We start from the raw sequence: 18,639 nt of genomic DNA, 5'->3' as shown, positions 1-18,639 counted from the left end.
CCGTTTTTTACTTCATTGGGGTCTGGGCAGGCGGAAAGGAAATTACCGGCAAGCCACTATCTAAACGCGATAGCGGTTAACTCAATTGTCGAACCACTCGCTGAGATGAAAATCGCAGGATCGTCGGTACAGGGGCTGACCGACTGCGACTTTGTACGCGAGCTGAATGGGTTTCTGGTAATTCATGTGAACGTTTTTACTGCAATCGACGGGAGCGCGTAAGTGGCACGCGCTTCCGGGTTGCCCGATTGCCGGGAGTCAGGCTTTTGGCAGGGGCAGGTCCGGGAGATCCTGCACGGCCTGCATGAGGCCGTCGCGGTACTGTCGCGCACTGTCCTGCTGCTCGCCCATGGCTTCCAGCAGCCGCGCGAGTTCCGCGGAGGTGGTTGCGTCGGCACGTAACAGCAGGCTCTTGTCAAAATACTGCCGCGCCTTGCCCCAGAGCTGGTTGCGCAGGCTGATGCGCCCGAGTGTGGTCAGCAGTGCGGGGTTGTCCGGACGGTCGCGTAGCCAGCCTTCCGCAATGGTCTGCTGTTTCGCGGGATCGGCACCGGTGAGCAGGCCGTAGGCGGTAACGCGGTCATCGCGCCACTCCTTGTCGAGGATCCAGCGGTTCTCTTTCTCTGCCTGTACGTCTTCGCCGGCCCCGTGCAAAAGGTCCGCGTACAGGCTGCGCAGTTCGAGATTCTTGGTCCAGCGGCCACTGAGGCCCTGCCAGAAACTGCGCAGTTTTTCCGCATTGCCCCTGGCACCCGCTTCCCGGAGCAGCTCGCGGTAAATACTGAACTCGAGCGCCTCGAGTTCGCCGGGCGGCAGGTTGCCGTGCTTCGACAGGTCCGGTAACAGTTCGCGCAGGTGCTGCCAGTCGCCCAGCTGCAGGTAGGACTGCATCAGCATCTGCAGCAGGGCCGGGTGCTTCGGCTCGAGCTGCTTGGCCCGCTCCAGTGTGGCGATACACTGCTCGTAGTGCTTTTCTGCCAGTTGCATGCGTGCCTGGCTGAGTGCCACGGCAAGCGCGGGGTCGCCGGGACTGGCTTCTGCCTTGGCCAGCAGGCGATTGGCCTCGTCCCGGTTGCCGAGTTCGAACGCGCTGCGTGCCGCGGCCAGGTAATTGATCACCGGTGCTTCGGAGCGTGAGGCGCTTTTCAGCAGGTGGCGCTTGGCGCGGGACCAGTTGCCCTCCATAAATTCCACCAGGCCGTTGTTCATGCGCCGGCGTGCGACCCGGCGGCGCCCGAACTTGACCGAGCTGAAACCGGTACCGAGCATCTTGCCAATGCTGCGGATCAGCCAGATCGCGAAAAAGATGGTGAGTACTGCCAGCAGCAATGCCACCAGCCCGACCCAGAGGTTCATCTCGATGCGCTTGCCGGCCACGGAAATCAGCAGGTAACCGGGATAGCTGCGGATCATTTCAAGCAGGAATGCCCCGAACAGGAAAAAGCACAGGATGGCGAACAGGAATCGTTTCATGCGCCGTCCTCGCTATCGCCGCTGTTGCTGCCATTGCGCGGAGAAGAAGGCTCGAGACGCTGCATCTGGTAAATGAAATCCTGCAGCGACTCGAGCGAGCCGCCGATATCCGGCAGTGTCTGCTCGATATTGCGCTGGGACAGTTCCTGCAATGATTCCAGCAGCACATCGCGTTGCTTGCCGGCGGGGGCATAGTCACCCAGTAGCTTGCTCGCCTGCTGCAGGGCATCCAGGTAGATCTTGCTTTCGCCGCGCAACAGGGCCAGTTGCGCCTGTTCTATCTGCATGCGCAGGGCCTGGCGGACGCGCGCCTCGCTTTCCGGTGCAAGCAGTACCGGGTCGACCGCACCTTCGCGGATACGGATGGCATCCTTGAGGAAACCGCGAAAATCCTCGAGGCTGGCTTCGAGCCTGGCCATGCCCACAGCCTCTGTCTCCGAATCGGGACCGGCCTGTTTTTCCAGTTCAAACTGCGGCTGCAGCGGCAGCTGCGCAAACGCCTGCTCGAGTGCGCGCAGCGCCAGGTAGATGCCCTCGCGATCGACATTCTCGGTCAGCTTGAGTGCGGCTATGTCGCGCGCAAGCTGTTCGCGCGTGGCGAACAGGCCGTGCATGTCCAGTTCCTTGAGGATCCTGTCGGCGCTGGTGACCAGGCCGAGTGCGCCTTCGGCATTGCGCTCCATCTGCAGCCTCTGGCTGGCAAGGCGCAGCAGGTAGTTGGCTTCCGCCAGTTGCCAGTCCTCTCGGGTCACATTGCCCATGGCCTGGATGCGGCTGGTCTGGGCATCGAGCAATTTCTGCATCTGCCCGAACTTGCGCTCCAGGTTACCGAACTGTTCATCCTGGACGCCCTGGCGCCGGCCCACGCCCTCGAGTTCTTCGCGCAGCCCGCTGATGTTTTTCTGCAGTTCAGCATCTGCCGCTTCCAGCGCGCTGCTGTCGAACGCCGGCGCCGCAGCGGCTTGCGTTGCGGGCGGCGTTGCGGGCGGCGTTGCGGGCTGGGTTGCGGGTTGTGACACGCTGGAATCAGCGGCAGTCGCAGACCCGGCATCGCTGCGGGTGGGGGATTCGGTCTGGGTTTCAGGCCGGGTGGCGGCCCGGGCTTCCGGCTGTGGTTCGGATTCGGGCTCGGGTTCTGCTTCGACGCTTGTGGCGTCGGGCTGCCCGGACCGGGCGGCGGTTACCGGCTCCGCATTTCGCTCGGGCTCCGGTGAAGTGCTGAAGCCGGAAATCGGGATGTAGGTCTTCAGTTGTGGCCAGTACTGCCACGCGAACCAGGAGCCTGCAGCGATGATTGCAAGCAGCAGGATCCAGCCGAGACCGCCGCTCTTGGTGTCACCGGTGGCCTTGCCGCCGGACTTGTCTTTCTTGCCCGCGGCTTTGCCCGTCCCGGTGCCAGGGCTTTTCGGGTCGGCGCCCGGCGTATTTTTCTGGTCCGCCGCGGCAAAGCCAGACGCAGGCTTTGCGCTGCTGTCGCCGGCTTCGGTCGGCTGTCGGGATGCATCTTTTTTTGTTTTGTCGTTAGTCATGCCGCTGCGGTCGCCGCTGGTTGGAGAATTACATGGGGAATGTCGTCGAATTATAGCGCTAAACCCAAACGAATGTGCTCGCCGGGCGCCCCGGTTAAAAACCGGTACTGGAGTATGGTTGGCGAGGGAAACTTTTTTCCTTTGGGGGCGGCGGTTGGTCCCCGGTTGGTCCCCGGTTGGTGCCCGGGGATTTATTCGCCGCCGGCCGCCCAGCGCTCCAGCGCCTCGAGCATCGACCCGGCGCTGGCGTTATTCGCCTCTATGACCCTGCTGAACCCGGCCGCCCGGGCCAGCCCGGCGACCCGGCTGCCGGGCACCAGCAGCGGTGTCGCCATAAGTTGATCGCGGCGCCCCTGTGGCAGCGCCGCCAGGGTGCTCCCGAGGTTGGAAAGGGTTTCGCCGCTGTGCACACTAATGGCGTCGGGGTTGTGGGGGTAATCGGCCAGCGCCGCAGGCGCGGAGGCGGGGCGGGTGCGCTGGTAAAGCTCGCACAGGTCCACCTGTGCACCCCGCGCCTCGAGTACCTCCTGCAGTGTGGGTCGCCCGCCGCGACCGCGCATGACGAGGATGCGCTGTCCGTCCGGGCAATGGAAATCCTCCAGCGCCAGCAGTGCTTCGCTGTTCATGGCGTCAGCGCTGCGCGCCTCGATGTCCCAGGCCTGCAGCGCCTCGGCGGTGGCGCTGCCAATCGCATAATAGCGCTGGCCGGCGGGCAGTTGCGGCCAGTAACGGTCGACCCAGCCCATGCCGCAGGCAACCGCATTGCGCGACACGAAAATCACTGCGTCGTAGCGATCCAGGTCGAGGATATAAGGCTTGATGCTTTGCTCGGCGGCGTCACCCTCAAGCCGGGTTATTTCCAGCATCGGGATGCAGTCGACCTGTGCGCCGCGCGCCTGCAGGCAGCTGGCCCAACTGCAGTGGGCGTCCTGCGGGCGGGTTGAGAGAATGCGCTTGCCGCTGAGCTGCACGTTACTGACCGTAGACTTCCCTGAGGATCTCTCCCGCACCGGCGGCCAGCAGGCGCTCGGCCAGGGTGGTGCCGAGGGTTTCGGCATCACTGGCAGGACCGCGGATTTCATCGCGCAGGATGCGGCTGCCGTCGATGGCGCCGACCAGCCCGCGCAGCCACAGGTCCTCGCCCTGGTGGATCGCAAAGCAGCCGATTGGTACCTGGCAGCCGCCCTCGAGGCGCCGGTTCATGGCCCTCTCTGCCAGCACGGCCTGTGCTGTGCGCTGGTGCTGTAGCGGCTCGAGCAGCGCGTGGGTGTCGTGATCCAGCACCCGGCACTCGATGCCGACGGCGCCCTGGCCGCCGGCGGGCAGGCAGGTCTCAGGCTCGATAGCGGTGCGGATGCGGTCGCCCATGCCGAGCCGTACCAGGCCGGCCGCGGCGAGGATGATGGCGTCGTATTCGCCGGCATCCAGCTTGGCCAGGCGCGTATTGACGTTGCCGCGCAGGAAGCGCACTTCCAGGTCCGGTCGCGCTTCCAGCAGCTGGCACTGCCGGCGCAGGCTGGAGGTGCCGAGCACAGAGCCGGCGGGCAGGTCCGCGAGCGACTCGAAACGGTTGCTGACGAAGGCGTCGCGCGGATCCTCACGCTCGCAGATCACACTGAGGCCAAGGCCCTCCGGGAACTCCATCGGCACGTCCTTCATGGAATGCACGGCGATGTCGGCGCGTTCGTCCAGCAGCGCCTGTTCCAGTTCCTTGACGAACAGACCCTTGCCGCCCACTTTCGCCAGGGGGACGTCGAGAATCTTGTCGCCGCGACTGACCATCGGCAGCAGGGTGACGGACAGCCCGGGGTGGATACGTTCCAGTTCGTCCTTGACGAAGTTTGCCTGCCACAGGGCAAGGGCGCTCTGGCGGGTGGCAATCGTTAGGGTCTTGCGGGGCATGGTTGTCCTGCTGGCTGGTAAAAGTGCGCGGATGATACCAGTTTGCGACGCTCAACCCGAATGGTCGCTGTTGGCGCGTAACCAGTCCTCCAGCACGATACGTGCGGCGATAGAGTCCACCGGGCTGCTGGCGTAATTACCGCGATGGCCGCGTTCGGCGGCTTCTTCCTTGGCGGCGCGGGTGGAGAGGCGCTCATCGACGAATATCACCTCCAGCCCGAAGCGGCCGTGCAGGCGGTTGCCGAACTTGCGCGCGCGGGCGCTCAGCTCGCTTTCTGTGCCGTCCATATTGAGCGGCAGCCCCACCACCAGGACCTGCGGCTGCCATTCGCGCAGCAGTGCGCTCACCTGGTCCCAGTCGGGCACCCCGTCTCGGGCGGGCAGTGGTGCCAGCTCCGTGGCGGTGCCGGTAATGGTCTGGCCGCTGGCCACGCCGATATTCTTGAGGCCGTAGTCAAAGGCCAGTGCGCTGCGGGCCATTCAGGCGTTTCCGCTGCCGCTTGTGAGGCTGGAGAGGTTGATGCCAAAGCGGCTGGCTGCCGCTTCGAGACGCTTTTCGGTGGGGGTCGCGAACAGGATTTCCGGTTCTGCCGGCAGGGTCAGCCAGGAGTTCTCGCGAATCTCCGCTTCCAGCTGGCCCGGACCCCAGCCAGCGTAGCCAAGGGCAACGAGTACGTCATCGGGGCCGCGTCCGGCGGCCAGTGACTCGAGGATGTCCTTGGATGCGGTGAGGCTGATTTCGCTGGAGACCTCCAGGGTCGAATCGAATTTCATGCCGGTGCCGTGCAGCACGAACCCGCGCTCGGTGCCGACCGGGCCACCGGCCATCACGATCTCCTCGCCGCGCTGGCTGGCATCCTGCAGGTCCAGCTGCTGGAAGATATCGCGCCAGGTCACATTGGTGGGCAGGTTGACCACGATCCCCATGGCGCCGTCTTCCGAGTGGTCGCAGACAAAAGTCACCGACTGGCGGAAATTCGGGTCTTCCATGGCGGGCATCGCCAGCAGGAACTGGCCGCGCAGGTTTCCGTGGGTGAGGTCGTGGTCGATATTGGTGGGCATGAACCTAGTATTGGGTGCATTTGCCGGCAGTACAACCGGCCGCCGGAATTAAAGATGAAGGGTGACGCTTCAGCCGCGCCCGGATTCGGCCCGTGCCGCGGCGGTGACGAGGCCGGTGGTCTGGAAGTGCCAGGTGCGGATGATTTCCAGGCGATCGGTGTCCTTGCGGATTTCCTTCGGGAATGGCTGGAAAGGGGCCGCGAGGCGCACGATCTGCCGCGCGGCGTCGTCAAAAATACGCTGCCCGGAAGACTCCAGGACGGTGATTTCCTCCACCGCGCCGTTCGGCAGCAGGCGCACCAGCAGGCGCAGTTTGCCGGTAATGCTGCGCTGCAGGGCTTCTTTCGGGAAGTTCTCGTTGCCCACAGACTCGATTTTCTCGCGCCAGGCGTGCAGGTAGGCGGCGTCCGCCGAGGCACGGGTCGCGACCGAGGTGAGGCGTCGTACCCGCGGGCGCTGGGCAATATTCTGGCGGATCTTGTCGAGGCGAGCCTGCAGGCTGGCGATCTCCGGGTTCATCAGCAGCAGGTCCTGGGCGGCGTCGCCCTGCTGTTCCTCACTGGGGCGGTCCTCGGCGGGCATTTCCGGCGCGTTGCGCTCCGATTCACCGGTGGTAGTCACCAGCTGGACGCGATTGTCTGCCTGGCGTGACGCCATCTGCTGTGGCGCGGGGTTGATTTCACGGATCTGGGTGTCGGCGATCTCGGCGCGCCGTGTGGTGGACAGCTCCCGCGGGTCCTCTGCAGTACCGCTGGCCTCCTGGTTGTGCTGGGCCAGGTAGTCCGCGTCCTGCTGGGCTTCGGCCACGCTGTGCTGGGCCAGGGTGACCTCGAGGGTCGGGGAGGACTTGCTCACCTCCGGAAGCTTGAAGGTGACGCCGAGGATGACCGCCGCATGAAAGGCGCCCGCCAGAAACAGGGCGAACACGAAGCGATCATTGTGCGCGGTGTCTTGGGGGTGTGTCATAACTCTGCTCGGCGGTACTTCAACTGATCCGGCTTTTATTGTTCTTTGTGCTGGCAGTGGTGCCTGCGTGCCCGGCCGGTTCCGGCCGGGCCGACAGTCTAGGCTTTTTGCGCCAGCCTTTCTGTGATCGCCCGCAGCAAAAGGCCCCCGATATCGGTCCCGAAGGCGGCATCGATCTCCCTGACGCAGGTCGGGCTGGTGACGTTCACTTCGGTCAGGTAGTCGCCGATGACGTCCAGGCCGACAAAGAGTAACCCTTTTTCCTTCAAAACGGGAGCGACCTCGCGTGCAATCCACAGGTCGCGTTCGGACAATGGCCGTGCCTCACCGCGGCCGCCCGCCGCCAGGTTGCCCCTGGTCTCGCCGCCCTGGGGGATGCGCGCCAGGCAATAAGGGACTGGCTCGCCGTCGACCACCAGGATGCGCTTGTCACCATCGCGGATTTCCGGCAGGAATTTCTGCCCCATGATCTGCTGTTGGCCATGGTTGGTCAGGGTTTCCAGGATGACCCCGATGTTGGGGTCGTCGCCCTTGCAGCGGAAGATGCCGGCACCACCCATGCCGTCGAGCGGCTTGAATATGACGTCGCCGTGGTCGCGGTGGAACTCACGCAGCAGATCCGCATCGCGGCTCACGATCAGCGGCGGGCAGCACTGCGGGAAGGAGGTGGCAAAGATCTTCTCGTTGCAGTCGCGCAGGGACTGCGGCTTGTTCACCACCAGGGCGCCGTCGCGCTCGGCGGCTTCCAGGATATAGGTGCTGTAGATGTACTCGTTGTCGAACGGCGGGTCGACACGCATCAGGATCGCGTCCAGCTCCCCGAGGCGCCGGGTTTCGACGTCGCCGAGGCTGTACCAGCGCTCGGGGTCGTCAAACACCTGCAGCGCGCGGCCGCGCCCCATGGCCCGGCCATCCTGCAGGAACAGGTCGTGCTGTTCGAAATACTTGAGCGAGTACCCCTCGCGCTGTGCGGCCTGTAACAGCGCGAGCGTGGTGTCTTTCTTAAAATTGATCTTGCTGATGGGGTCCATGACGACCCCAAGTGTGTGACCCATGCCGGTGTCCCGAAAGTTGCTTTGCAGCGCAAAGGTAAGATCTCACGGGCCAATCCGCAACTTCCGGTGCTGTTCGCCGCGCCCGCCATTGCCGTGTGACGTCTGGATTCACCCTAGCTTCTGTGGTACAAGTTGTCTGATAAAGCAAAATAGCGTGCAGTCCGGCATCAGGACTGAGGAAGCGGCCCCGTCAGTGGTTGGTAAAAATAATTTATAAGGGGATATGTAATAGTTATGGACATCAACTGGGAAAGCCTGACTGTCATGGTGATCGATGACAGCAAGACCATCCGTCGCACGGCTGAAACGCTGCTGCAAAAGGCGGGCTGTACCGTGGTGACTGCGACCGACGGCTTCGACGCGCTGGCCAAGATTGCCGACTCCCGGCCGGATATCATCTTTGTCGATATCATGATGCCGCGCCTTGATGGCTACCAGACCTGTGCGCTGATCAAGAACAACAGTGAGTTCCGCTCCACGCCGGTGGTAATGCTGTCGAGCAAGGATGGCCTGTTCGACAAGGCGAAGGGCCGCGTTGTGGGTTGTGACCAGTATTTGACCAAGCCTTTCAGCAAGAGTGAGCTGCTGGGTGCGATCTCCTCGCACACCAAGCCCACCCACGCCGCATAAAGGCCGCGAATAAAAACCATAAAAACAGGCGGCGCCGCATTGCGGATAATCGAGTGCCGCCATTGACAACTTGACCAATAATGGGGTGTTTATGGCTCGGGTTCTGATCGTTGATGATTCTCCGACTGAAACTTATAAACTGACCTCTCTCCTGGAGAAGAACGGCCATGCGGTGATCACCGCGCCCACCGGAGAGGATGGTGTCGAGGTGGCGCGCCAGGAAAGGCCGGACGTGATCCTGATGGATATCGTCATGCCGGGCCTGAACGGGTTTCAGGCCACGCGCCAGTTGAGTAAGGGTGACAGCACTTCCGCCATCCCGATCATTATCGTTACCACCAAGGACCAGGATACAGACCGGGTCTGGGGCTTGCGTCAGGGCGCCAAGGCGTATCTCACCAAGCCGGTGGACGAGCGTCAGCTGTTGGGCACCATCGAGGAGGTGCTGGCCTAAGTGCCGCAGCCCGATAAAGTGCAGACTGCCCAAACGCCCTATCAGATGCTGGCTGGCCTTGCCAGCCGCGCCCGCGCCCAGGCTGCGGGGCTTCCCGCGCAACAGGAAATCAAGCCCTACTGGAGTGGTGTGGGTTTCAGCCTGCTGGGCGAGAAGTTCCTGATTGCCCTGGAAGATGTTGCGGAACTCCTCGAAGTCCCTTCCCATACCTTTATTCCCGGTGTGAAACCGTGGGTGCTCGGCGTCGCCAATGTGCGTGGCCGCCTGCTGCCGCTGTTTGACCTCGCCGCTTTTTTCGGCGGTCGCCTGCAGGGCCAGCGGCAGCGCCGCAGGGTGCTCGTAGTGGAAAAGGACAAGGTTTACGCAGGGCTGGTGGTCGACGAGGTGTTCGGCATGCAGCACCTCGCCGTGGAGTTCGGTGATCACGCGCCAGAGGGCCTGAATGCCCCCTATGCATCGTTGGTGCACGGGCAGTTCAACCTGCAGCAGGGGCGTTGGCTGGTATTCGATATGCCGGCCCTGCTGGAAAATACCGATTTTATGGACGCTGCCGCCCGCTAGGTGGCCGCGCCCTTTTTAGATTTGTCAGTCCACCCAGGTTGTGCGGCTGAAAAAAGTTAACCAAGAAAAAGATGTGGCCCCGGAATCGGGTCGGCCAGGAGTGCAATATGAACAGAAACTCCCAGAGCAACTTTTCAGCGTTGCGGGGTAACCGTACGGCGATTGTCTTTGCCGTTATTGTCATTCTGACGCTCGGCGTCCTGTTCGGGGCCCTGTGGCTGCAGCAGAAGGGTGCGGACCAGGATGCGAAGGACCTGCAGCAGGTGGCAAACCTCCGGGCGTTGTCCTACCAGGTTGTGTCCCTTGCGCCACAGGCAACCACGGGTAACGAGGCTGCCTTTGGGCAGCTGGAAAGCGTCATCAAGGATATGGATGCTGCCTGGCGACAGCTGCAGGGCACGACTTCCAAGGATGCCCTGGGCGCAGAGCTCGCAGCCTTCAGCGAGGTCTGGAAGCAGGTTCGCGACGGTGCCTCCACCATCACTGGAAACAAGGACTCCATTATCTTCCTGAACGATGTAGCGAGCACCCTGAACGACTCGCTGCCGGAACTTCAGGCGGAGCACAACAACGTGGTTGAGATCCTGCTGGCAAATGGCGCACCGGCAAGCCAGGTGGAACAGGCCCAGCTACAGGTATGGCGAGCCGAGCGAATCGGCCGGAACATCGACAAGATGCTCCAGGGTGGTGTCGAGGCAGAAAGTGCAGCGGACCAGTTCAACACCGATGCCAGCCTGTTCGGTAAGGTTGTGGACGGCATGAAGAACGGCGATGTGGTGATGGGAATGTCCCGTGTAACCGACGCCGAGGCGCGTGAGTCTCTGGATGAAATCACCGAACTGTTCGAGTTTGTAAGCTCCTCCGTGCGCGAGATCTTCGAAACGACCCCGGCGCTGTTCGCAACTCGCCAGGCTTCTGACGGCATCATTTTCGCATCCCCGCAGCTGCTCGAGTCCCTGACCGGGCTTAACGATGCAATCGCATCCGCAGCGGATATTCGCCAGCCAAACGACCAGACCATCGCCATCGTCGCCGGTGTGTTCGTACTGGAAATCCTCGGCATGATGGTTTTCGCATTCCGCGGTACGCGCCGTCGCCTGGGCGAGGAGACTGATACCAACGAGCGTAACCAGCAGGCGATTATGCAGCTGCTGGATGAGCTGGGTGACCTTGCGGATGGTGACCTGACAACCTCCGCCACGGTAACCGAGGCGTTTACCGGTGCGATCGCGGACTCCATCAACTACACCATTGACCAGCTGCGGGTGCTCGTATCGCGAATCAACTCTGCGGCGCAGGTGGTAACCGGCCTTTCCCAGGAAACGCAGCAGACCGCGCTCCACCTGGCCGAGGCATCCGAGCACCAGGCCCAGGAAATTGCCGGCGCATCCGCGGCGGTAAATGAAATGGCGGTCACCATTGACCAGGTATCTGCCAACGCATCTGAATCCGGACAGGTAGCGGAACGCTCGGTATCCATCGCGCACAACGGTTCCAAGGTGGTACAGAACACCATCAAGGGCATGGACAACATCCGTGAGCAGATCCAGGACACTTCCAAGCGAATCAAGCGACTGGGTGAATCCTCCCAGGAAATTGGTGACATCGTATCCCTGATTAACGACATTGCGGACCAGACCAACATCCTCGCATTGAACGCTGCCATCCAGGCGTCCATGGCCGGTGACGCCGGCCGAGGCTTCGCGGTGGTTGCGGACGAAGTTCAGCGACTGGCGGAACGTTCCGCCGCTGCGACCAAGCAGATCGAGGCGCTGGTTAAGACGATTCAGTCCGATACCAACGAAGCCGTTATCTCGATGGAACAGACCACCACCGAGGTGGTTCGCGGTGCACGCCTGGCACAGGATGCGGGTGTTGCACTCGGCGAGATTGAAGACGTATCCGCGCACCTGTCGGAACTCATCCAGAACATCTCCAACGCTGCACGCCAGCAGGCCTCCTCTGCGGGCCACATCTCCAACACGATGAACGTGATTCAGGAGATTACCTCGCAGACGTCCGCCGGTACCCAGGCCACTGCGGAATCCATTGGTAACCTGGCGAACACCGCGATGGACCTGCGTGAATCGGTGGCGGGCTTCAAACTGCCGGAAACCATCGAGACTGCAGTCGATGATGCAGACTTTGAAGTGGACCTGCCCGAAGTTACCGAAGAACTGCCGGAGCTGGATCCGGAACTGGTGAGTGACGACTACGAAGGGCTGGATGATGAGTCTTTTAAGAAGTCGCTGGAAGAAGAGCGCTCACCTGCCTGATGGTGTGCCCGCCGGCGCTCTGGAAAGCGGGCAACACACAAGCAGCAATAGCGGGGCATGGCTTGCCCCGCCCGGAAAACGATACTGAGGGCCTGCCGTGACCCGCGACAATCCGAACTTTGTAGCCCTGGATTGGCTGATTGGCGAAATCAACGAGACCCTGGCGCAGGCGCGCCAGGCACTTGAAGCCTTTGCCGCGGATGCATCGCAGGCTGGCCTGCTGCGCAACTGCCTGGACAGCATCCACCAGGTCCACGGCAGCCTGTATATGGCCGAGCTGTCCGGTGCCGGCCTGCTGGCCGAGGAAATGGAGCAGCTGATCCACGCGCTCAGCAAGGGCGACCTCGAGAACAGCGAAGAAACGCGCGAGTTCCTGATGCGTGCATTGCTGGAGCTGCCGCTCTACCTGGAGAAGGCGGCGTTCCAGCGCCGCGATAACCCGGTTCTGCTCCTGCCGCTCCTCAATGACCTGCGTGCCGTGCGGCGCGAAAACCTGGTCACCGAGGGCCCCCTGTTTACGCCCGACCTCTCTGCACTGAAAGCCCCGGCCGAGCAGCTGTCGCCGATCGTGGCGGATGCCGCACGACTGAAAGACGTTATCGGCAAGCTTCGCAAGATGTACCACGTCGCCGCCGCGGGGCTGATTCGCGAGGTCAACGGCTCCAACAGCCTCGAGTACCTCGAGCGCGTGACCGACAAAATGCTGGCTCTGTACCAGGGCTCACCGCGCCGGCACCTGTGGCTGATCCTGCAATCCCTGCTGGAAGGCATGGCGGAGCACAAGCTGGCGGTACAGCCGGCCCTGCGTATGCTGCTGCGTCGCATCGATATCGAATTCCGCCTGCTCGAAGGCCAGGGCGCCCGCGTCCTGCGCGCACCGCTGGACGAGAGGTTCGTTCGCAACCTGCTTTTCTACGTGTTTATGTGCGGCCCGGATATGCCACGCGCCGCTGCGCTTTACCAGGTGTTTTCGCTGGGTCGAGCGGTACCCGGCGCGCCGCGCCCGGATAGCGGTGATGCGCTGGCAATGGGCCCGGAAGCGCTGGGCTCCGCCGTGGCAGCGTTGCAGGAAGAAATGCGGCGGATCCAGGATGCCCTGGATCCGAGCGTCGCCGCCGGCGAGCTGGTGCCGTTGTCTGAAACTGCCCAATCCGCCAAACGCGTGAGCGATACCCTGAGTGTGCTGGGCCTCGAAGCACAGCGCACCCGCGCGCGCGAGGTCTATGAACTGATCCGGGATGCGTCGCGCCTCGGGCTCGACAGCCCTGAACAGCAGGAGCTTTTACTGAATGCCGCATCCGGCCTGATTGAACTGGATGCTAGCCTGACTGCGGTAGCAGCGGGCGATCCGGTGAATGCCGCGCAGCCCCTGATGGGCGACGCGATGGAGACGGTGCTGCGCGAAGCGCGCACCGGCCTTGAAATCGCCAAGGAAGCAATCGTCGAGTACATCGCCGGCCATTACGATGTTACGTTCCTGGCGCAGGTGCCACAACGCCTGCAGGAAGTTTGCGGCGGTCTGGAAATCGTCGACCTGCGCCGCGCTGCAAGCATCCTGGTTTCGTGCTCCGAATTTGTGCGCGAACGCATGATTGAGGCGGAGCAGCAGCCCGAATGGGGCCTGCTGGATGTTCTCGCCGATGCGGTAACCAGTATTGAATATTTCCTCGAGCGCACGCTCGAGGGCAGTGACGATGTGGCCATGCTGCTGTCACTGGCGGAGGAGAGTGTCTACGAACTGGGCTATCCCGTACCGGGTTACCAGCCAGACGCGGCCTCCGCCGCGAATGCGCTCGCCGAGGAGACGGGGCTCACAGGCGACCCGGTAGCGGCCGTCGAAACGCCTGACGTCGATATCGAAGCTGTCGAGCACCAGCCTGCCAGCGCCGAGGAAATGGTGGTCAGCGCAGCTGAAGCGGCGCAGCCGGAGCCCGCCCCGGCACTGGAGGGCGAAGAGGAGAGTCTGATCGATGACGAGATCGTCGAAATTTTCCTTGAGGAAGCGGGCGAGGTACTCGAGACCATCGGCGAGTGGTTCCCGCGCTGGGCGGAGGACTTCTCCAACCGCGACGCACTGACCGAATTCCGCCGTGGCTTCCATACCCTCAAGGGGTCTGGGCGCATGGTTGAGGCCGAATCGATTGGCGAGCTGGCGTGGTCGGTTGAAAACATGCTCAACCGGGTCATCGATGGCACCGTCGAAGCCCACGCTGCACACACGCTGCTGATCGAGCGCGTGCGTGCAAAACTGCCTTCCATGATCGACGCATTCCGCACCGGCACCCCGGACCCGGATGCCACCGCCACGGCAGAGCTGCAGGCGCTGGCAGGAAGGATTGCAAAGGGTGAGGTCGAGGCTGCGCTGTCACTGCTCGAGGCAGGGTCGGCTGCCGGAGCAGACCAGGATTCACCGCAAGCAGCGCCTGCGGCGCCGGCACTGCAGCCGGAACCGGCCCTGCAAGAGGCTGAGGAGGACGATGACGGCGACCAGCTCTGGGACATTTTTGTTTCCGAGGCCGAAGGTCACCTGGAGATCGTCGCGGAATACCTGCAGGCCATGGCGGCCGCCGCGCCGATCTTTGAGGTACCGTCGGATCCGATGCATCGTGCGCTGCACACACTGAAGGGCAGTGCGCATATGGCCGACGTGCGCCCGGTAGCGGCGCTGGTTGCGCCACTCGAATTGTTCGTAAAAGAGCTGCGCACCTACCAGGTAGCCATTGACCAGGACATCTATGACCTGATCAACGATATGGTGCTGTACGTGCGCGATGCCCTGGGCCAGATTAAAAGTGGCGCTACAGAAATCCTTATCCCGCGCGAGGAACAGTTCCTGGCGCGGGTATCCGAACTCAAGGAACGCAGTGTTGGCCACCTGATCCGCGAACGCGAGGCCGCCACCACCATCGATGTGGATCCGCAGCTGCTGGCTGTGATCATGGCCGATGGCATGGGGGTACTGCTGGATGTGGAGCAGGTACTCGCCGCCTGGCGCTCTGAGCCGGCCCAGGTTGAAGTGCTGGTACCGGTGCGCGACGAGCTGCGTATTCTGCAGGAAGCCGCCTCGCGTGCGGCCCTGCCGCCACTCGAATCGATTGCGGGCCTGCTTCTCAATTGTTACGAGGAAATCCTGCAGGGTCGCCTCGAATGCGAGCCTGCGCTCTGGTCCACCCTGTCGCAGGGCCACAACGAGCTGCTCGATATGGTCGACGCGGTGGCGGCCACCCAGAACCTGCCCGAAGTAAGCGAGGCGGTCTGCCAGGCACTGCAGGTATTGCTGGAGAGCGCCGGCGAGCCGCAACCGGAAGAGGAAGTGGAGCTCGAATTCGATCCGGCTTTCCTCGAAGGTTTTGATCAGCCAGAGGCGCAGGCTTCCGAAGCGGAAAGCCCGGAAACCGGGACCTTGCAAGCAGATGCACCGGAAGCAGATGCACCGGAAGCAGAGGCACCGGAACCAGAGGCACCGGCACCTGCTGCCCCGGTATTCGACGAGCCAGTTAATGAGGCGTCCGATATCGAGGCGCCCGAGGCTGTTGCCGAGGTGCCCTTGCTTGACGTTGAGGTGCCCGGGTTTGGCATCGAGGCGCCGGTTGTCGAAGTCTCGCCGCCCGACGAGCCGCAGTCTGACGAGACACAACCTGAAGAACCGTTTGATATTGAAGTTGCGGCCGAGGCAGTGCAAAGCCCGGGCGCTCCTGCCGAATCCACTGATGACCTCGATGATGTCGATCCCGACATTGTCGAAGTATTCATGGAAGAAGCCCCGGACCTGGTTGATGAGCTGGATGAGCACATCCAGGCATGGCAGGGTGCACCATTCGACACCGGTCCCGCCGATGCGCTCAAGCGCGTCCTGCACACCTTCAAGGGCGGTGCCCGTATGGCCGGTCTGATGGGCCTTGGTGAAGTTGCGCACCGCTTCGAAACCGAAATTGAATCCCTTGCCCCGGGTGCCGAACCCGGCCCTGCACTGTTCCGCCGCGCGAATCTCGCCTACGACCTGATGGCGGCGGGTGTGGAAGCTGTGCGCACATGGATGAACGGCGAACATTCGCCGGTGTTTACCGCGCTATTGCAGCCTGAGTGGGCGGACGCGCTGGCGGCCACTGACGAAACCGAAGAGGACGCGCCGGAGCTGCCGGTCGAATCCGACGAGCCAGTCATTGAGCACGATGTCAGAGAAGCCGATGCGCCCGCGGCTGAGGTGATCGAACCGGCAACTCCTGAGATGCCGCCGGCACCGCCCGCAACGCCGGACCTGCCCGTTGCACCCGCCGCATCTGCCGCACTGGAACCGGCCAGCAATATACTGCCGTTCGGGCGCAAGCAGGCCGCTCGCGGTGGCCAGCAGTCTGGCGGCCGCGGCCAGCCGCAGGAAATGGTGCGGGTTGCCTCGGAACTGCTTGAGGAGCTGGTAAACCTCGCCGGTGAAACCTCCATCTCCCGCGGCCGGCTCGAGGAGCAGATGTCCGAGTTCGGTTTCGTGCTCGACGAAATGGACGCGACGCTGAGCCGCCTCAATGACCAGCTGCGCCGTCTGGACACTGAAACCGAAGCGCAGATCATGTTCCGCCAGGAGCAGCTCAGTGAAGCGGATGCGAATTTCGACCCGCTGGAGATGGACCGCTATTCGCAAATCCAGCAGCTGTCCCGCTCCCTGCTCGAGGCCACCTCCGACCTGCAGGATATCCGCAGCACCCTCGGCGGCAAGGCACGCGATACAGAAACCCTGTTGTTGCAGCAGTCGCGTATCAACACCGAACTGCAGGAAGGCCTGATGCGCAGCCGCATGGTACCTTTCTCGCGCCTGGTACCGCGTTTGCGCCGGATCGTGCGGCAGGTGAGTTCGGAGCTCGGCAAGCAGGTTGAGCTGGACTTCTCCAATGTCGAGGGCGAACTGGATCGCTCCATGCTTGAGCGCATGGTGGCGCCGCTGGAGCATATGCTGCGTAACGCCATCGACCACGGCATCGAGAAACCTGAATTGCGCAGTGCCAATGGCAAGTCGGCCACCGGCCGGATTTCCGTCGCCCTGGCGCGCGAGGGCAGTGATGTGGTGCTCACCATCAATGACGATGGTGCCGGTATCGACCTGCTGAAAGTACGCCGCAAGGCGGTCGAAAATGGCCTGATGCGCCCGGACGCCGAGCTGTCCAATAACGAGATCCTGCAGTTTGTACTGCAGGCCGGCTTCTCCACAGCCGAGCAGGTTACCCAGATCTCCGGCCGCGGTGTTGGCCTCGATGTGGTGAGCGCCGAGATCAAGCAGATGGGCGGTACCGTCGCGATCAGTTCCGTAGCCGGTGAGGGCTGCGAGTTCGTGATTCGCCTGCCGTTTACCGTTTCCGTCAACCGGGCCCTGATGGTTCGCACTGGTGACGACGTATTCGCACTGCCGCTCAACACTATCGAAGGTATCGTGCGCCTGAGCCCCTTTGAACTCGAGCACTACTACCGCAGCAGTGATGCGCGCTTCGAGTACGCCGGTGAGCACTATGCCGTGAATTACTTTGGCAGCCTGTTGCAATCGCGCGCGCAGCCAAAGCTGAACACCGAGCAGCTACAGTTGCCGGTATTGCTGGTGCGCGGCGAGGACCATGCCATGGCGCTGCAGGTAGACAGCATCATGGGTAGCCAGGAAATCGTGGTGAAGAGCCTGGGTCCGCAGTTTGCCAGTGTGGACGGCCTCTCCGGTGCAACTGTAACGGGTGATGGCACCGTGGTGGTGATTCTCGATACGCATGCGCTGATTCGTCGCGATGCCGCGCTGCAGGCCAAGCCCAAGCTGCTCATCGATGATGCCGAGGTTGTGCCGGTCGCGGAGGATCGCCCCATCAATGTCATGGTGGTGGATGACTCTGTTACCGTGCGCAAGGTCACCAGCCGCTTCCTCGAGCGTGAGGGCTTTGTAGTGACTACTGCAAAGGATGGCCAGGATGCGGTGATCCAGTTGCAGGACTACACGCCGGACCTGATCTTGCTGGATATCGAAATGCCACGTATGGACGGTTTCGAGGTTGCTCGCCATATTCGTTCGAGCAATACGCTGCGCGATATCCCGATCATCATGATCACTTCTCGTACCGGTAAAAAACACCGCGACCACGCACTGTCGCTGGGCGTGAACCACTACCTCGGTAAGCCTTACCAGGAAGATGTACTGCTGCATGCCATTCGCGAAAACCTGAGCGAAGTGGAAGCGATCTGAGATAAGCACTGAGTAATCGATATGAAAACCCCCGAGCTCATTGGCCAGCAGAACCCCGAGGAAATCAGCAGCCTGTTGCTGCACCTGTCCGACGGCCAGTTGCTGGTTCCAGTGGAAACCCTGGTCGAAATTGTCGGGCTGCAGATTCCGGTCGCAGTTTATGACTCCCCCGCGTGGATGCTCGGCGAAATCAGCTGGCGTGACCAGCGCCTGCCGCTTATCTCGTATGAGGTCATGCGCGGTGGCAATCAGCCGACCCTGAAAAGTAATTGCCGCATTGCTGTCATCGCCAATGCCGGCGATGACAGCAAGTTGCCTTTTTACGCGATGGTGGTGCAGGGCACACCGAGACTGGTTCGGGTAGAGGAGTCAGAGTTGGTGGCCAGGACCAACCCCTGCCAGCAGGGTGAACTCGTACACGTTTCGGTGAGTGGCGAGGATGCCGTGATTCCGGACCTGCCCATGCTGGAGCAGGCCTGTGCCGAGTGGCGCCGGGGTACGGTACTGAGTTAGTCCATTCACC

Annotated in this window: 14 protein-coding genes; 6 read left to right on the top strand and 8 right to left on the bottom strand. The window is 62.5% G+C overall.

The features are described 5' to 3' along the window. Positions 1-258 precede the first annotated feature (258 nt). The 8 genes from QSJ80_RS01205 to gshB all read right to left on the bottom strand — a co-directional run bounded on the left by QSJ80_RS01205 (position 259) and on the right by gshB (position 7,987). The gene (locus QSJ80_RS01205; RefSeq protein WP_285762442.1) at positions 259-1,473 is read right to left on the bottom strand and encodes a heme biosynthesis HemY N-terminal domain-containing protein; all 1,215 of its coding nucleotides are present in this window, start codon (positions 1,471-1,473) and stop codon (positions 259-261) included. Next, positions 1,470-3,002 (bottom strand): uroporphyrinogen-III C-methyltransferase, encoded by a 1,533-nt coding sequence (locus tag QSJ80_RS01200; RefSeq protein ID WP_285762441.1) that lies wholly within the window; start codon positions 3,000-3,002, stop codon positions 1,470-1,472. The genes QSJ80_RS01205 and QSJ80_RS01200 overlap by 4 nt, the downstream gene beginning before the upstream one ends. Before the next feature lie 191 nt (positions 3,003-3,193). Continuing rightward, on the bottom strand, positions 3,194-3,973 hold the full coding sequence (locus QSJ80_RS01195; RefSeq protein ID WP_285762440.1) for a uroporphyrinogen-III synthase: 780 nt from the start codon (positions 3,971-3,973) through the stop codon (positions 3,194-3,196). A 1-nt stretch (position 3,974) separates the two neighbouring features. After that, entirely contained in the window at positions 3,975-4,904 is a 930-nt protein-coding gene (gene hemC / locus QSJ80_RS01190; RefSeq protein ID WP_285762439.1) for a hydroxymethylbilane synthase, read from the bottom strand. Between the two features lie 51 nt (positions 4,905-4,955). Next, entirely contained in the window at positions 4,956-5,384 is a 429-nt protein-coding gene (gene ruvX / locus QSJ80_RS01185) for a Holliday junction resolvase RuvX (protein ID WP_285762438.1), read from the bottom strand. Then, positions 5,385-5,966 carry a YqgE/AlgH family protein gene (locus tag QSJ80_RS01180; RefSeq protein WP_285762437.1) on the bottom strand — a complete coding sequence of 194 codons (582 nt, stop codon included), beginning with the start codon at positions 5,964-5,966 and terminating at the stop codon, positions 5,385-5,387. Between the two features lie 69 nt (positions 5,967-6,035). Next, on the bottom strand, positions 6,036-6,932 hold the full coding sequence (locus QSJ80_RS01175) for an energy transducer TonB (RefSeq protein ID WP_285762436.1): 897 nt from the start codon (positions 6,930-6,932) through the stop codon (positions 6,036-6,038). A 98-nt stretch (positions 6,933-7,030) separates the two neighbouring features. Beyond that, entirely contained in the window at positions 7,031-7,987 is a 957-nt protein-coding gene (gene gshB / locus QSJ80_RS01170; protein WP_285762435.1) for a glutathione synthase, read from the bottom strand. Between the two features lie 234 nt (positions 7,988-8,221). Here gshB and pilG point away from each other — a divergent pair, with 234 nt between their 5' ends. From pilG to QSJ80_RS01140, 6 genes are all read left to right on the top strand, one after another. After that, positions 8,222-8,617 (top strand): twitching motility response regulator PilG, encoded by a 396-nt coding sequence (gene pilG / locus QSJ80_RS01165; protein WP_285762434.1) that lies wholly within the window; start codon positions 8,222-8,224, stop codon positions 8,615-8,617. Positions 8,618-8,708: 91 nt separating this feature from the next. After that, positions 8,709-9,071 (top strand): twitching motility response regulator PilH, encoded by a 363-nt coding sequence (gene pilH / locus QSJ80_RS01160; RefSeq protein ID WP_285762433.1) that lies wholly within the window; start codon positions 8,709-8,711, stop codon positions 9,069-9,071. After that, positions 9,072-9,632 carry a chemotaxis protein CheW gene (locus QSJ80_RS01155; protein WP_285762432.1) on the top strand — a complete coding sequence of 187 codons (561 nt, stop codon included), beginning with the start codon at positions 9,072-9,074 and terminating at the stop codon, positions 9,630-9,632. A 107-nt stretch (positions 9,633-9,739) separates the two neighbouring features. Beyond that, entirely contained in the window at positions 9,740-11,908 is a 2,169-nt protein-coding gene (locus QSJ80_RS01150; protein ID WP_285762431.1) for a methyl-accepting chemotaxis protein, read from the top strand. Positions 11,909-12,005: 97 nt separating this feature from the next. Next, entirely contained in the window at positions 12,006-18,116 is a 6,111-nt protein-coding gene (locus QSJ80_RS01145; RefSeq protein WP_285762430.1) for a hybrid sensor histidine kinase/response regulator, read from the top strand. Positions 18,117-18,137: 21 nt separating this feature from the next. Beyond that, positions 18,138-18,629, top strand: coding sequence for a chemotaxis protein CheW (locus tag QSJ80_RS01140; protein WP_285762429.1), 492 nt, complete (start codon positions 18,138-18,140; stop codon positions 18,627-18,629). The last annotated feature ends 10 nt before the right edge of the window (positions 18,630-18,639 follow it).

The sequence above is a fragment of the Biformimicrobium ophioploci genome, assembly GCF_030270605.1.
Classification (GTDB): domain Bacteria; phylum Pseudomonadota; class Gammaproteobacteria; order Pseudomonadales; family Cellvibrionaceae; genus Biformimicrobium; species Biformimicrobium ophioploci.
The sequence above is the reverse complement of the archived record's forward strand: the minus strand, read 5'-3'. Positions and strand labels throughout refer to the sequence as shown.

Excerpts from the sequence above, each read along its gene's own strand:
- QSJ80_RS01200 (WP_285762441.1), bottom strand. The coding sequence starts at position 3,002 with ATGACTAACGACAAAACAAAAAAAGATGCATCCCGACAGCCGACCGAA.
- gshB (WP_285762435.1), bottom strand. The coding sequence starts at position 7,987 with ATGGGTCACACACTTGGGGTCGTCATGGACCCCATCAGCAAGATCAAT.
- QSJ80_RS01180 (WP_285762437.1), bottom strand. The coding sequence starts at position 5,966 with ATGCCCACCAATATCGACCACGACCTCACCCACGGAAACCTGCGCGGC.
- pilG (WP_285762434.1), top strand. The coding sequence starts at position 8,222 with ATGGACATCAACTGGGAAAGCCTGACTGTCATGGTGATCGATGACAGC.
- pilH (WP_285762433.1), top strand. The coding sequence starts at position 8,709 with ATGGCTCGGGTTCTGATCGTTGATGATTCTCCGACTGAAACTTATAAA.
- hemC (WP_285762439.1), bottom strand. The coding sequence starts at position 4,904 with ATGCCCCGCAAGACCCTAACGATTGCCACCCGCCAGAGCGCCCTTGCC.
- QSJ80_RS01150 (WP_285762431.1), top strand. The coding sequence starts at position 9,740 with ATGAACAGAAACTCCCAGAGCAACTTTTCAGCGTTGCGGGGTAACCGT.
- QSJ80_RS01140 (WP_285762429.1), top strand. The coding sequence starts at position 18,138 with ATGAAAACCCCCGAGCTCATTGGCCAGCAGAACCCCGAGGAAATCAGC.
- QSJ80_RS01205 (WP_285762442.1), bottom strand. The coding sequence starts at position 1,473 with ATGAAACGATTCCTGTTCGCCATCCTGTGCTTTTTCCTGTTCGGGGCA.
- ruvX (WP_285762438.1), bottom strand. The coding sequence starts at position 5,384 with ATGGCCCGCAGCGCACTGGCCTTTGACTACGGCCTCAAGAATATCGGC.
- QSJ80_RS01175 (WP_285762436.1), bottom strand. The coding sequence starts at position 6,932 with ATGACACACCCCCAAGACACCGCGCACAATGATCGCTTCGTGTTCGCC.